The sequence below is a fragment of the Streptococcus cristatus genome (assembly GCF_019685515.1).
Classification (GTDB): domain Bacteria; phylum Bacillota; class Bacilli; order Lactobacillales; family Streptococcaceae; genus Streptococcus.
In genome coordinates this window covers 574069-588175 of the sequence record NZ_JABFFN010000001.1, presented here as the reverse complement: position 1 = coordinate 588175, position 14107 = coordinate 574069, and the positions used below count along the sequence as shown (strand labels likewise).

Sequence of the window (14107 nt, the reverse complement as noted above, 5' to 3'; positions counted from 1 at the left end):
GTTTACATCTGATTTTCGATGAGAAGAATTATTTAATTGCGCGTGATTGCAATCCTTCTTCTTCCAAGAAGAGGCGGAATGGTACGAGTTCTTCTGCTTCGTATTTTTCCTTGAAGGCTTTGATTGCTTCTTCTGAGTGAAGTTTTGGATCGAGTTCAAGTACTTCTACTGGAAGCGGACGGTGTTGCGTGATGCGAGCATCAATAACAACTGTCTTACCTTCTTTGTTGAGTTTCACAGCTTCTGCAACAACTGCGTCGATGTCTTCGATACGATCAACTGTAAATCCTACAGCACCTTGCGCTTCAGCGATTTTCGCATAGTCAGCATTAGGGAAGTCACAACCAAACAAGTGTTTATTTGTGTCTTCGTATTTGTCCTTGATGAAGGCATATTTACCATTTGAGAAGACAACGTTGATAACTGGAAGGTCGTATTGAACGTTTGTGATCACGTCTGGGTAGCACATGTTGAATGCACCGTCACCCATGATGTTCCATACTTGGCGATCTGGATTGTCTTTCTTAGCAGCGATACCACCAGGAAGGGCAATACCCATTGTCGCAAAGAGTGGAGATGTACGCCACATGTTCTTAGGTGTCATGTGAAGGTGACGAGTAGATGTTTGAGTAGTGTCACCTACGTCGATTGAGTAGATAGCGTCTTGATCAGCATGTTTATTGATAGCATTGTAAACTTGGTACAATTGCAATTCACCCTCAGTTTTACCTTCGAGTTTGTTCATGTAATCACGCCAGTTTTGGTTGTTCTTAACGTTTGCACGCCACCATGGAGTAGATTCTACTGGGTTTACTTTGTCAAGGATTGCTTTCGCTGCTTGACCTGCATCACCAAGGATAGAAGCATCAAGGGCATGACGTTTACCAAGTTTGTAAGGGTCAATATCAACTTGGATGAATTTTTCAGTGTTCTTGAAGGCTTCGTAAACTTCAGCAAATGGGAAGTTTGAACCAAGGAAAAGAACGGTGTCTGCTTCAAAGACAACTTCGTTGGCTGGTTTCCAACCAACACGGTAAGCAGAACCTGTCAAACCTTCATAGTTCCATTCAAAGGCTTCAAAGTTTTTACCAGTTGTGATGATTGGTGCTTTGATTTTACGTGACAATTCAGTGATCACTTCACCAGCTTTGACACCACCGTAACCAGCGTAGATCACTGGGCGTTCAGCATTGTTCAAGATTTCAACAGCTTTGTCGATTTCAACTTCGTTCAAGGCAGGAGCGATGAATGAACGCTCGTATGAACCTGAACCGTAGTATGAATTTTCATCGATTTCTTGGAAACCGAAGTTTACTGGGATTTCAACAACAGCTGGACCTTTTTTAGAAACTGCAGCGCGGCAAGCTTCGTCGATTACTTTTGGCAATTGCTCAGCGTAAGCGACACGTTTGTTGTAGACAGCGATACCGTTGTACATTGGGTTTTGGTTCAATTCTTGGAAAGCATCCATGTTCAATTCGTTAACTGGACGAGATCCAAGGATCGCTAGGAATGGAGTGTTATCCATAGCTGCATCGTAAACACCGTTAATCAAGTGAGTCGCACCTGGACCACCTGAACCTACTGCAACCCCGATTGAGCCACCGAATTTAGCTTGCATAACCGCAGCAAGAGCACCTGTTTCTTCGTGGCGAACTTGCAAGAAGCGGATATCTTTGTCTTCAGCCAAAGCGTCCATCAATGAGCTGAGTGTTCCTGATGGGATACCGTAGATAGTGTCTACGCCCCATGTTTTCAATACGTTGAGCATTGCTGCAGATGCAGTAATTTTCCCTTGAGTCATAATGATAACTCTCCTTCAAATATTTTTAAAACTTGATTCATCCGTTTTCATATACTATTTGAAAACGTTTCAGCAAATTTTTACTCTACTACTTTACCACATTTGTTTTGGGTCTCCTAAGAATGTGCTCAGAAGTTTTTATTCTCTATTACAGTACAGTTTGAAAACGTTTTATGTGACTGTTTTATAATAAAAAGCGAGCAAGCTCGCTTTTAGTCTATTTTACTAAAGTTTAGTAAGAGTGAACTGGTCAGAACAGATACAGAACTAAAGGCCATGGCTAGACCAGCCAGTTCTGGATTGAGAACGAGACCAATTCCTGAAAAGACTCCTGCCGCAATCGGAATTCCGATGACATTGTAGATAAAGGCCCAGAAGAGGTTGAGAAGAATTCGATTGAAGGTTTTCTTACTCATATCAAAGGCACGAACAACTCCTGTCAAATCATTGTGAGTAAGAACAACCCCTGCCGACTCAATGGCAATATCGGTTCCTGCACCCATGGCAATCCCCACATCCGCTACACTGAGAGCTGGCGCATCATTGATACCATCTCCGATAAAGGCTACTTCACCAGCCTCTTGTAGTTGATGGATTTCATGGGCTTTCTCTTTTGGCAAGACACCTGCAATGACCTCTTCGATTCCGATTTGATCTGCAATAGCACGCGCCACACCTGCATTATCTCCTGTCAGCATGACTGTTTTAAGACCACGTTTTTTCAACTGACTGATGGCGAGTTTGGCATTTTCCTTGGGAATATCTTGCAAAGCAAGCAAGCCTTTGATTTCATTGTCCACAGCCAAGAAAACAACTGTCTTGGCTTCTTTTTCTAGTTCTTCTAGTTTTTCCTGATAAGCGCTTGAAACATCCATGCCATCTAGCATTTTAGCATTTCCAAGTAAGACTTGTTTTCCAGCTATTTGCCCCAAAACACCTTTTCCATGCAAGGCTTGGAAATTTTCCACAGTATGCAGTTCAAGTTCTGCTTCACTCGCTCGCTTAACAATAGCTTGAGCCAATGGGTGTTGAGAGGCCTCTTCCAAGGATGCTGCCAATCCAAGCACTTCTACTTCGTCGCCAATGATATCAGTGACTACTGGTTTTCCTTCCGTCAAAGTTCCTGTCTTATCAAAGACGAGAGTTTTGACTTTCTGGATTTCCTGTAAGACGGTTCCATTCTTGAGGAGAACACCCATTTTGGCACTACGACCAGTCCCCACCATGAGGGCTGTTGGTGTTGCAAGTCCCAAGGCACAAGGGCAGGCAATAATCAGAACTGCTACCCCATAAAGAAGAGAGGCCACAAAGCTAGCCCCAAGCCAGACAAACCAAATCCAAAAAGTTAAAATCGCTAAAATGACAACTGCTGGGACAAAAATTCCTGAAATCTTATCCGTCAAGTCCTGAATCGGTGCGCGGCTAGTTTGGGCTTTCTTAACAAAGTCCACAATCTGTGCCAAAACAGTCTCTGAACCAACTTTTTCTGCCCTAAAAACAAGCGTTCCACTATTATTGATGGTGGAGCCAATGACGGTATCTCCAACTGTTTTGTCTACCGGCAGGCTCTCACCTGTCACCATGGATTCGTCAATACTGGACATACCTTCCACTACAACACCATCAACCGCAATCTTTTCACCAGGACGCACTCGAATCAGATCACCTACCTTGACTTGCTCCAAGGGAACTTGAACATAGCTATCATCACGCAAAACTTCTGCTGTTTTAGCTTGCAAATCCAGTAATTTCTCTACAGCTTGGGAAGTATTTTTTCGCATTTTCTCCTCAAAAACGGCTCCCAAAAGAACGAAGAAGAGGATAAATCCAGCACTTTCAAAGTAAACTGGTAGCCCAGCAAAGAGAGCAACTAGACTATAGAGATAGGCCACTAGAGTTCCCAGTGCCACCAAGGTATCCATGTTGGCATTGTGTTTTTTAAAGCTGGCCCAAGCGCTCTGAATATAAGGACCACCTGCTACCAGCATAATAGGCGTTGTGGCTAAAAAGGTGCCCCAATGCATGACTGGATGACTAATAGTCCCTGTCAACATCCCAATCATGAGAATAACCAGTGGCAGAGTAAAGATACTGGTAATCCAAAAACGTTGCAAAAGTGACAAAGATTTTCGAGTCTTCTCAACTACGGTATAGCTTCCCTTTTGCATCTTCATGCCACATGAGAATTCATGTTTCCCCAACTCTTGAGGTGTAAAACGAATGACTTTCTCCTCGTCTACTCCGATTGGTTCCAAGATGCCTTCTTCTTCAAAAAGTATCTCCTTGTAACAGTTTGAAGGCGTCACACGATGAAAGATAATTTCCGCCGGAATCCCTTTTTGAAGCTGGATATGGGCTGGATGATAGCCTTTTTCAGCTGTGATATGGATTTTTTGAATGCCATTTTCTAGGCTGGCTTTCACAATTTCTGTCATAGCTTCCTCCTACTCTACAATCATCTTGCCATGCATCATGTTCATACCACAAGCAAAGCCAAACTCTCCAGCCTGCTCAGGCGTGATTTCCACTACATACTCTTCCCCCATAGGCAGGTCCGCATGTACACCGAAGTCTGGAAAAACAATCTGATCCAGACAGGGTGAAGGGTCCTTACGGTCAAAGACAATACGTGCTGGCACTGATTTCTTGAGGATAATCAACTCAGGCGTATAGCCTCCCATGACTTCCACACGAATCTCTTGGTAGCCCTTTTTTTGCTGGGCCTTTTGTCCAGATTTTTCAGGCTTTTTGAAAAACCAAAATAGGATAAAAACGATAAGGGCAATACAAACAATGGTTACAATAAAATTTAACATGACATCTCCTTTACATACAATTACATCTTACTTCATCAACTGCGCTAGCCTTTTTCTCAGAAATCGCAGCTTCCAAGTCTGCCAAATCAGTCAGAGTAAAATCACATTCCGCAATCAAGTCAGCCAACAAGTTCTTAATCCTACGGGAACAAACCTTGTCTTTAATATCTTGGACAAGCAAGCCTCGGCTTTGATCCAGAGTTAAAAGGGCTGAATAGACAAAGGACCTGTCCTCTTTTTTCCTAGTCAGGCACCCTTTCTCTACTAAGCGAGCCAAAAGAGTCTGAACCGTGGACTTGGACCAGTCAAACCTTTCCGCCAAAACCCTGATCAAATCGCTACTGGTCTGTTCCCCTTGCATCCAAATAATCTTCATAACCTGCCATTCTGCATCTGAAATTTGCATTAGCACTCCTCCAAAATCTACATTTGTCAATTACAATTATCAGTATACCTCTAAAATCTACATTTGTCAATTATAGAAATCGAATCTTTCTCTTTTTTATTCTTCATGACAAAAGTGATTAAAACACAAGCAAAAACCTCCACACTCGGTGGAGGCAATCTGTTTTATCAATACAATTTTAAGTCACGAGGATCAACTGGAAAGGTTGGGTTGTATGGGTTGTGACGAAGTTTGAAGTGTTTGACATCTTCAATAGTCTGAGTTCCAGACAATTGCATGACTGTCTTCAATTCTGTATTCAAGTGTTCAAAGACTTGACGCACACCGACACTACCACCGAGAGCCAGACCATAGATAACAGGGCGACCAATAGCTACCAAGTCTGCTCCTGAAGCCAAGGCTTTAAAGACGTGTTGACCACGACGAATACCTGAGTCAAAGACGATTGGTACACGTTTATCAACTGCTTCAGCGACTTCTTGAAGCGAGTCGAAGGCAGCTGGTCCACCGTCGATTTGACGGCCACCGTGGTTGGTTACCCAGATACCAGAAGCACCTGCAGCAAGCGAACGTTCAACGTCCTCACGGCATTGTGGCCCCTTGACATACACAGGAAGTCCTGAGTATGCAGCGATGAATTCTACATCGCGTGGAGACAAGCGTTGTTTAGCTGACTTGTAAACAAAGTCCATTGATTTTCCAGCACCTTCTGGCAGATATTCTTCAACAATTGGCATACCAACTGGGAAGACAAAACCATTGCGCTTATCGACCTCACGATTGCCCCCTACAGTTGCATCTGCCGTCAAGACAATCGCTTTGTAGCCTTCAGCCTTCACACGGTCCATGATGTGGCGGTTGATCCCATCATCTTTACTAAAGTAAAATTGGAACCAGTGAGGTGTCCCTTGAAGAGCTTCCGTAATTTCTGGAAGGTCAACGGTAGAGTAGGAACTAGTTGTATAAAGAGAACCAAACTCATGCACACCACGCGCAGTAGCTACTTCCCCCTGCTCATTTGCCAATTTATGAGCCGCAACAGGCGCCATAATAATTGGTGAAGATAATTTTTCACCTGCAAATTCAATCTCTGTACTTGGATTTTCCACATCACAAAGCGTATGCGGAACGATGAGTTTGTGGTTAAAGGCGCGAATATTCTCCCGCAAAGTGAAGGTATCTTCCGCTCCACTAGCGATATAACCAAAGGCAGCTTTAGGAATGACTTGTTGCGCCATTGGCTCCAAATCATAAGTGTTAATAAAATCTACAGGTCCTTCTGCATTACTTGTTTTATATGACATAAAGTGTCCTCCTTATTAAGTAAGCGTTTACTTTTTCTTACATAAACTATCTTACCTCTTTTTCAGAATCCTTTCAAAAATTTTGTCTGGAAATTTCAAACTGATTATCTGAATATGCACCAAAAAAGAGAGGACTCTCATTCTACCATTATCCTATATTCATCTTTTCCTTTAGGAATCATAGTTTTATTGCCTATATGCAAAAAATCAGGTAATCCTAGTGACTACCTGATTTTCTATATTTTAGGCATTTTGCCAATTTTCTTGGTCTTCTTTAAAGCGTTTTAGGAGGTCGAGTCCTTCTGGTGTGATGTAACCTTCTTCTTGGGCTAGGTGAATGAGTTCACTGTAGTTTGAAAGAGTCACCAATTTCACACCTGCGTCTGCGAAGTTCTTATCTGCTTTTGGCAATTGGTAGCTGAAAATCGCTACGACACCAAGAACATCAGCTCCTTCGCGTTTTGCAGCTGCTACGGCTTCAAGAACAGACCCACCCGTTGAAATGAGGTCTTCAACCACTACCATTTTTTGACCTTGAGCTACACGACCTTCGATTTGATTACCAGCTCCGTGGTCTTTTGGTTTGCTACGGATGTAGGCAAAAGGCAAGTTCATCTTATCAGCGATGATGGCTCCGTGTGGAATCCCTGCTGTTGCAGTTCCTGCAATCACTTCTACTTCTGGAAATTCTACTTTAATAGCTTCCACAAAACCATTTTCAATCAAGGTACGAGTTTCTGGATAGGCAAGCGTCACACGGTTGTCAGTATAAATCGGCGATTTGATACCAGATGCCCAAGTGAAAGGCTCCTCTGGTTTGAGGTAAACGGCTTGGATTTTCAAGAGGTGGCTAGCGATATCTTTAGCAAGTGTCATAGTATTCTCCTTTGTTTTTATAATCTATTTCTTTAATTTCTGTCTTGGTTCCATTCATCCTTAATAGCATGATAAGCTGCAACAGGATCCTCAGCTTGGGTAATGGGACGTCCTACTACGATATAGTCACTACCGATTTGATAGGCGTCTGCTGGCGTCATGACGCGTTTTTGATCTCCAACCGCAGCTCCCGCCGGACGAATTCCTGGTGTCAGACAGATAAAATCTGGATTGGTGGCCTGCTTGATGAGTTGCACTTCCTGAGCTGAGCAAACGACACCATCCAAGCCTGCTTCAGCTGTCTTCTTGGCATAGTGAATCACAGACTCTTGCAGACTGGTTTGGATATTTTGAAAATCTTGCATCTGGCTTTCCGACGTTGATGTAAGTTGGGTCACAGCGATCAATTTGGCTTGTGTCCCCAGACCTTCACGCGCAGCCTTCATCATCTCCACACCACCCGCTGCGTGAACATTGGTCATATCCACACCAAGCCGAGACAAGACCTTCATTACCGATTTAACTGTATTGGGAATGTCATGTAGCTTGAGGTCCAAAAAGACACTATGTCCCAGTGACTTCAAATAACGGACAACTTCTGGACCTTCCGCATAATAAAGCTCCATCCCTACTTTTAAATAAAGACTTTCTTCTGCTGGGAAAAGAGATAAAAATTCCTTGACTGCCTCCAAACTAGGAAAATCAAGAGCAATAACTGGACGATGTTCACGCATACCTTTCTCCTTTTACCTTTACGAGCAAGAGAGTATGGTCAAAAATAAACCACGAAAAAAGGAACCTGCCAACAGCAAGGTTCCACGAAAAATGGGTAGAGTCCACCCTTTCACCGTCTAACCTTAGCTGCCTCTCTGGACTGCTTTAAAGGTTTTTTTTCTATTCTATTATTTATACTAGGACTTGTCAAGCAAAAACTCGAAACTGGACTTCTATACCATTCAAAATCAAGAGGAAAAATTAGTCTAACGACTCTGTGATTGCTGGTTCGTTTGGCTTTGATTTCCCTGTTCTTCTTGTTTTTTCTTCTCAGCTTCCTTGGCCTCTTGCTTGGCTTTTTCTTCTGCTTCTTCTATCAGCTTATCCGCTATGGTATAGCTGTATGCTCCAGCCTCCATATCGACTACACTCGGTTCTGTCAATTGTGGCTTGATTTTGCTGTAATAAGGCAATTTCTTGCTCAATTCTGACAAGGGAACCAAAATCTCATCTGTGTCCAGCATAGTAATTTTTAAAAGATCTGCTGTTGCCTTGCTTGGCGCTAATTCGATTTTCTGGATTTGACTCTTGATATCCTCACTAATAGTAGACAATCCTGTGATCAGTTCTTTCACCTGTTGCTCGTCATTAAAGGTAACTGTCAGATAAGTCTCAGGCAAGTTTAAGCGATTTACAGGAGTTGACTCTACTGTACCACTAGAAAGAATTGGATAATACTCTTCACCAGACACATAATAACCGACAATATCAAATTCCTTAACCTCAATCGTAAAGTTAGTTGGAAATTGATAATCAATCTTTGCTGACTCGATCCAATGGTTGGACTTGATTCGCTCAGCATATTTTTCCTTATCCAACAACAGAGCTAAGGTATAGTCGCTATCTTGAATCCCTGAAGCCTGTTTAATGTCATCCGCCTGGGTGTTCCTATTTCCCTTAACCTCGATATTTTTGATGGTCGAAAGTGGAGTCAACAGATAGACTGAAAGAAGGAGGACCAGGACACTGGGTACCAAGATACTCACAGCTCGCCAAATATGAACAGGCGCAATTTTAGGTTTGGCTGGTTTCTCTGGTTTTTCTTTTTTCTTCTTTTCTTTTTCTTCTTTGACTTTCCGGTCATCCTTTTTAGATTTTTCTTCTTTTTCGGATGATTCTTCGTCTGGAACAGTTTCGTTCTGGTCGGAATCACTTGATGACTTCTTACTTTCCCCTAACGACTTAGAGTTTTTCCCCATTCGAGCTTGTTTTTCCTTTTCCTTCTCCTCAGCTAGGGCAGCTTCTTCCTCAGCCTTCTTCTTCAGGTATTCCTGGTTTCGTTTCTGCCATTCAGACAATTCTTGCTTCTGGTTTGATTCTTTTTTCTTATCCTTTGACATTGATATTCCTTATGATAGGTCTTTTCTTAGTAGATCGTAAAAATCTGCAAGAGATTTCAATTCAGTCGAAGCTTTCATGCTAGCTTGGTACTGATCCTTGTGACTAAGCAAGTGACTGAGTTTCGCCTCCAAGCTTTCCAAGGTCAAGTCACTTTCTTGAAGTTCTTCTGCATAGCCTTTCTTAACAAAGTAGGCTGCATTTTCAATCTGGTCTCCTCGACTTGCTTCACGACCCAATGGTACGATGAGATGGAGTTTCGCCATGGCCAAGAGCTCAAAAATCGTATTGGCACCGCCACGCGTCACCACCACATCTGTCATCTCCATCAAGGGTTGATAGAGATCCGTCACATAATCAACACGAAAGAGATTTTGACTCAACTCATTGAGGTTTGAATCTCCAGTTAAATTGATAATATTGTAGCGCTCTGTCAACTCTTTTTTATGGTCTGTCACTAATTGGTTAAATACACGAGCTCCTGCAGAACCTCCGACAAATAATACGGTTGGCAATTTAAGATCAAAGTGGGTTTGGATATCCACCAATTCATCTGGTTCTGAAGTTTTTTGATCTGAAACCTTGGTCACTGCTCCCACATGCTCGACTTTTGCGAGACCAGAAGCCTGCTCAAATGTTGAATACATCTTAGTCGCAAATTTATAGGCAATTTTATTGGCCAAGCCCATAGATAGGTCCGATTCGTGAATAAAGACAGGTACTCCTGACACACGTGCTGCGATAACCGGCGGTACTGAGACAAATCCTCCCTTAGAAAAAAGAGCCTGTGGACGCAGTCGTAACATGATAAAGAGCGATTGGACAATTCCCCAACCAACTTTAAAGACGTCCAGCATATTTTGCCAAGAGAAATAGCGACGCAACTTCCCAGTCGCAATGGAGTGGAAGGTCACATTCAAGCCTGACTTGAGGATTTCTTGGTGTTCGATTCCGTGTTTATCACCAATATAGTGAACTTCCCAGCCGTCTTCGATGAACTTAGGCATTAACAAAAGGTTGAGGGTGACGTGTCCAACCGTCCCCCCACCTGTAAAGACAATTTTTTTCATATTATTCCTTTAACTCCGCTACTGTGTCGATAAAGAGGTCGCCACGTACTTCAAAGTTAGCATACATATCCCAGCTAGCATTGGCAGGACTGAGAAGAACCACATCTCCTTGAGTCGCGAGCTCATAGGCCTTGCGGGTCGCATCTGCAATATCTGTCGCATCCACATAAGCCACACCAGCCTTATCTGCTGCCCGTTTGACACGTTCTGCAGACTGACCGAGGATGACCATCTTCTTGAGCCCAGTAATATCTGGAACCAATTCATCAAACTCATTGCCACGGTCCAAACCACCTGCAATTAAGATAACCTTACTGTTGTCAAATCCTGACAAGGCTTTTTGAGTCGCTAAGATATTGGTTGATTTGCTATCGTTATAGAATTTGACCCCCTTAATTTCATCCACAAATTGGAGACGGTGTTTGACACCACCAAAGGCTGAAAGAGTTTCCTTGATGGTTTGATTGTCCACGCCACGGAGCTTGGCTACAGCAATAGTCGCAAGGGCATTTTCTACATTGTGGCTACCTGGAACTCCGATTTCACTAGCTGCCATGACCACTTCCCCACGGAAGCAGAGTTGACCATCTTCCAGATAAGCTCCATCAACCTTTTCAAGTGTTGAAAATGGAACAACAGTAGCTTGTGTTTTGCTAGCCAATTCTTTTGCCAAGTCTTGGTTAAAGTTCAAGACAAGGAAATCAGCTGCTGTCATATTATTTTGGATATTCCACTTAGCTGCCACATAGGCCTCAAAAGAACCATGGTAGTCGATATGAGTGGGCATGAGGTTGGTAATAACCGCAATCTCAGGATGGAATTCTTGAACACCCATCAGTTGGAAAGAAGAAAGTTCCATGACAAGCGTGTCCTTAGCCGTTGCAGTTTGAGCCACTTGACTGGCAGGATAACCGATGTTCCCTGACAAGAGACCATGTTGGCCAGCAGCAGTCAAAACTTCCCCAATCATAGTCGTTGTGGTTGTTTTCCCATTTGAACCAGTGATACCGATAATTGGCGCTTCTGAGATCAAATAAGCCAATTCCACCTCAGTCAGGACTGGAATTCCCTTTGCCAATGCCTTTTCAATCATGGGATTGCTATACGGGATACCTGGATTTTTCACCATCAGAGCAAAATCTTCATCCAATAATTCCAAAGGATGCCCACCAGTGACAACCTTGATTCCCTCTTCTAGCAAGCTTTGAGCAGCAGGATTTTCCTCAAAAGGCTTGCCGTCATTTACTGTCACAATAGCACCTAGCTTGTCCAACAAACGGGCTGCAGACTCACCAGACTTAGCCAAACCTAAAACAAGTACTTTCTTATTTTTAAACTGATTGATTACTTTCATGTCTCAAACTCCATTTCTACTCCTACTATTTTACCATTTTTATGGAAATAATACTAAACGAAAATGCTCTAGTCCTCATTCTAGCATAGAAAAAGAGAGCCATAGCTCTCTTTCTCTTTATCTTCTTCTGCTCTTTTTTTCAGACATGAGCGTAATGTCTCTCAAGCTAAAGTAAGCTAGGGCCAACATGGCGATTGTGACAAAGAATTCTGTCGGTAATTGGAAGATTTGCAAGATGGACAACATCAGCAAAATCAAGAGTGCAACAACTACAAAGACCAAGATAACGATGTTGACTGTTCCTTTGATACTTTGGGGTGTCGCAAATACATAGAGTAGTAATAAGAGTATCCCTATGATTAAATAGACCATCTTTATCTCTTTCTAGCTCTTATTCAGCTGATTTTTTCTTCTTGTTGGCTTTCTCACGCTCTGCCTTGTTAAGGATTTGTTTACGCAAACGGATTGACTCCGGCGTTACTTCCATGTACTCATCGTCATTCAAGAACTCAAGAGACTCTTCAAGCGTCAAGATACGAGGTGTCTTGATAACAGCTGTTTGGTCCTTAGTAGCAGAACGAACGTTGGTCATTTGTTTAGCCTTGGTGATATTAACTGTCAAGTCATTTTCACGAGAATTTTCACCGATGATCATTCCTTCATAAACCTCAGTACCTGGGTTGACAAAGATCGTACCACGTTCTTCGATAGACATGATTGAGTATGTTGTAGCCTTACCAGCATCGATAGAAACAAGGGCACCACGGTGGCGTCCACCAATTTCACCCGGAATCAATGGCAAGTATTGGTCGAAGGTATGGTTCATGATACCGTAACCACGAGTCATTGACAAGAACTCAGTTGAATATCCAATCAAACCACGCGCTGGAACAAGGAAGACCAAACGAGTTTGACCATTACCAGTTGAAATCATATCCAACATTTCACCCTTACGTTCAGAAAGGCTTTGGATAACAGATCCTTGGTATTCTTCTGGAGTATCGATTTGAACACGTTCAAATGGTTCACATTTAACACCGTCAATTTCTTTTACGATAACTTCTGGACGAGATACTTGAAGTTCATAACCCTCACGGCGCATGGTTTCAATCAGGATTGACAAGTGCAATTCTCCACGTCCTGAAACAGTCCATTTATCTGGTGAGTCCGTTGGGTCAACACGAAGGGAAACGTCTGTTTGCAATTCTGCTTGCAAGCGTTCTTCTACCTTACGAGAAGTCACCCATTTCCCTTCACGACCTGCAAATGGTGAATTATTTACCAAGAAGGTCATTTGAAGGGTTGGTTCATCGATATGTAGGATTGGAAGAGGTTCAATGGCATCCGTCGGAGTAATAGTTTCACCAACAAAGATATCTTCCATACCGGATACGGCAATCAAGTCACCTGCTTTAGCTTCTTGGATTTCACGACGTTCCAAACCAAAGAAACCGAAGAGTTTTGTTACACGGAAGTTCTTCGTTGTACCATCTAGCTTAGAAAGGGTAACTTGGTCCCCAACTTTCACACTACCACGGAAGACACGACCGATACCGATACGACCTACGAAATCATTGTAGTCCAAAAGTGACACTTGGAACTGCAAAGGCTCATCTGAGTTGTCTACTGGAGCTGGGATATGGTCGATAATGGTGTCAAAGATTGGCGCCATTGTTTTTTCTTGATCAGCTGGATCATCTGACAAGGAAGATGTTCCGTTAATCGCTGAAGCATACACCACTGGGAAATCAAGCTGGTCATCATCTGCGCCAAGCTCGATGAAGAGTTCCAAGACTTCGTCCACTACTTCTGCTGGGCGAGCTGATGGTTTATCGATTTTGTTGACAACCACGATTGGGACAAGGTCTTGTTCCAAGGCTTTTTTCAATACGAAACGAGTCTGTGGCATGGTTCCTTCGTAGGCATCTACGACCAAGACAACACCGTCAACCATTTTCATGATACGCTCAACTTCTCCACCGAAGTCCGCGTGTCCTGGTGTGTCCATGATATTGATACGAGTTCCGTTGTAGGCAACGGCTGTATTTTTAGCAAGGATGGTAATTCCACGCTCTTTTTCGATATCGTTTGAGTCCATAGCGCGCTCTGCCAATTCAGTACGTGCATCAAGCGTTTCTGATTGTTTCAATAATTCATCAACGAGGGTTGTTTTCCCGTGGTCAACGTGGGCAATAATGGCTACGTTACGGATATCTTCTCTTAATTTTGTCATGATTTCCTCTATAATATTTAAATTTTTATTTCTAACTGAACAATTATACCACAGTCTCATTCAAAAATCACAGTTCAGCTAAGTGTAAATGTTTTCACTCTGCTTTTCTAGTCAAGGCAACTCTTTTCAAAG

The 14107-nt window shown here is 42.8% G+C and carries 12 protein-coding genes; all 12 read right to left on the bottom strand.

Translation table 11 applies throughout. From position 1 onward, the window contains the following. Positions 1–28 precede the first annotated feature (28 nt). The 12 genes from spxB to typA all read right to left on the bottom strand — a co-directional run bounded on the left by spxB (position 29) and on the right by typA (position 13975). Positions 29–1804 (bottom strand): pyruvate oxidase, encoded by a 1776-nt coding sequence (gene spxB / locus FOA33_RS02810; protein WP_002923229.1) that lies wholly within the window; start codon positions 1802–1804, stop codon positions 29–31. A 212-nt stretch (positions 1805–2016) separates the two neighbouring features. Beyond that, positions 2017–4239, bottom strand: coding sequence for a heavy metal translocating P-type ATPase (locus FOA33_RS02805; protein WP_221160568.1), 2223 nt, complete (start codon positions 4237–4239; stop codon positions 2017–2019). Between the two features lie 9 nt (positions 4240–4248). Then, entirely contained in the window at positions 4249–4620 is a 372-nt protein-coding gene (locus FOA33_RS02800; protein ID WP_221160567.1) for a cupredoxin domain-containing protein, read from the bottom strand. 10 nt (positions 4621–4630) lie between these two features. After that, positions 4631–5026 carry a CopY/TcrY family copper transport repressor gene (locus FOA33_RS02795; RefSeq protein ID WP_221160566.1) on the bottom strand — a complete coding sequence of 132 codons (396 nt, stop codon included), beginning with the start codon at positions 5024–5026 and terminating at the stop codon, positions 4631–4633. A gap of 167 nt (positions 5027–5193) precedes the next feature. Further along, positions 5194–6330, bottom strand: coding sequence for an L-lactate oxidase (lctO, locus tag FOA33_RS02790; protein ID WP_221160565.1), 1137 nt, complete (start codon positions 6328–6330; stop codon positions 5194–5196). A gap of 243 nt (positions 6331–6573) precedes the next feature. After that, positions 6574–7206 carry an orotate phosphoribosyltransferase gene (pyrE, locus tag FOA33_RS02785; RefSeq protein ID WP_125448136.1) on the bottom strand — a complete coding sequence of 211 codons (633 nt, stop codon included), beginning with the start codon at positions 7204–7206 and terminating at the stop codon, positions 6574–6576. A gap of 32 nt (positions 7207–7238) precedes the next feature. Beyond that, positions 7239–7940 (bottom strand): orotidine-5'-phosphate decarboxylase, encoded by a 702-nt coding sequence (pyrF, locus tag FOA33_RS02780; protein WP_221160564.1) that lies wholly within the window; start codon positions 7938–7940, stop codon positions 7239–7241. A 246-nt stretch (positions 7941–8186) separates the two neighbouring features. Further along, positions 8187–9320 (bottom strand): cell division protein FtsQ/DivIB, encoded by a 1134-nt coding sequence (locus FOA33_RS02775; protein WP_221160563.1) that lies wholly within the window; start codon positions 9318–9320, stop codon positions 8187–8189. Positions 9321–9329: 9 nt separating this feature from the next. Then, positions 9330–10388 (bottom strand): UDP-N-acetylglucosamine--N-acetylmuramyl-(pentapeptide) pyrophosphoryl-undecaprenol N-acetylglucosamine transferase, encoded by a 1059-nt coding sequence (locus FOA33_RS02770; protein WP_221160562.1) that lies wholly within the window; start codon positions 10386–10388, stop codon positions 9330–9332. Position 10389: 1 nt separating this feature from the next. Continuing rightward, entirely contained in the window at positions 10390–11742 is a 1353-nt protein-coding gene (gene murD / locus FOA33_RS02765; RefSeq protein WP_221160561.1) for a UDP-N-acetylmuramoyl-L-alanine--D-glutamate ligase, read from the bottom strand. A 117-nt stretch (positions 11743–11859) separates the two neighbouring features. After that, positions 11860–12114, bottom strand: a complete 255-nt coding sequence (locus FOA33_RS02760) for a DUF3165 family protein (RefSeq protein WP_000262663.1) — start codon at positions 12112–12114, stop codon at positions 11860–11862. A gap of 19 nt (positions 12115–12133) precedes the next feature. Next, complete coding sequence (gene typA / locus FOA33_RS02755) at positions 12134–13975, bottom strand: translational GTPase TypA (RefSeq protein WP_000164126.1); 1842 nt, start codon at positions 13973–13975, stop codon at positions 12134–12136. Positions 13976–14107: the final 132 nt, after the last annotated feature.

Bases quoted from the DNA above. Each gene is read 5' to 3' on its own strand.
- lctO (WP_221160565.1), bottom strand. From the start codon at position 6,330: ATGTCATATAAAACAAGTAATGCAGAAGGACCTGTAGATTTTATTAAC.
- FOA33_RS02760 (WP_000262663.1), bottom strand. From the start codon at position 12,114: ATGGTCTATTTAATCATAGGGATACTCTTATTACTACTCTATGTATTT.
- FOA33_RS02770 (WP_221160562.1), bottom strand. From the start codon at position 10,388: ATGAAAAAAATTGTCTTTACAGGTGGGGGGACGGTTGGACACGTCACC.
- FOA33_RS02800 (WP_221160567.1), bottom strand. From the start codon at position 4,620: ATGTTAAATTTTATTGTAACCATTGTTTGTATTGCCCTTATCGTTTTT.
- typA (WP_000164126.1), bottom strand. From the start codon at position 13,975: ATGACAAAATTAAGAGAAGATATCCGTAACGTAGCCATTATTGCCCAC.
- pyrE (WP_125448136.1), bottom strand. From the start codon at position 7,206: ATGACACTTGCTAAAGATATCGCTAGCCACCTCTTGAAAATCCAAGCC.
- spxB (WP_002923229.1), bottom strand. From the start codon at position 1,804: ATGACTCAAGGGAAAATTACTGCATCTGCAGCAATGCTCAACGTATTG.
- FOA33_RS02795 (WP_221160566.1), bottom strand. From the start codon at position 5,026: ATGCAAATTTCAGATGCAGAATGGCAGGTTATGAAGATTATTTGGATG.
- FOA33_RS02805 (WP_221160568.1), bottom strand. From the start codon at position 4,239: ATGACAGAAATTGTGAAAGCCAGCCTAGAAAATGGCATTCAAAAAATC.
- murD (WP_221160561.1), bottom strand. From the start codon at position 11,742: ATGAAAGTAATCAATCAGTTTAAAAATAAGAAAGTACTTGTTTTAGGT.
- pyrF (WP_221160564.1), bottom strand. From the start codon at position 7,940: ATGCGTGAACATCGTCCAGTTATTGCTCTTGATTTTCCTAGTTTGGAG.
- FOA33_RS02775 (WP_221160563.1), bottom strand. From the start codon at position 9,320: ATGTCAAAGGATAAGAAAAAAGAATCAAACCAGAAGCAAGAATTGTCT.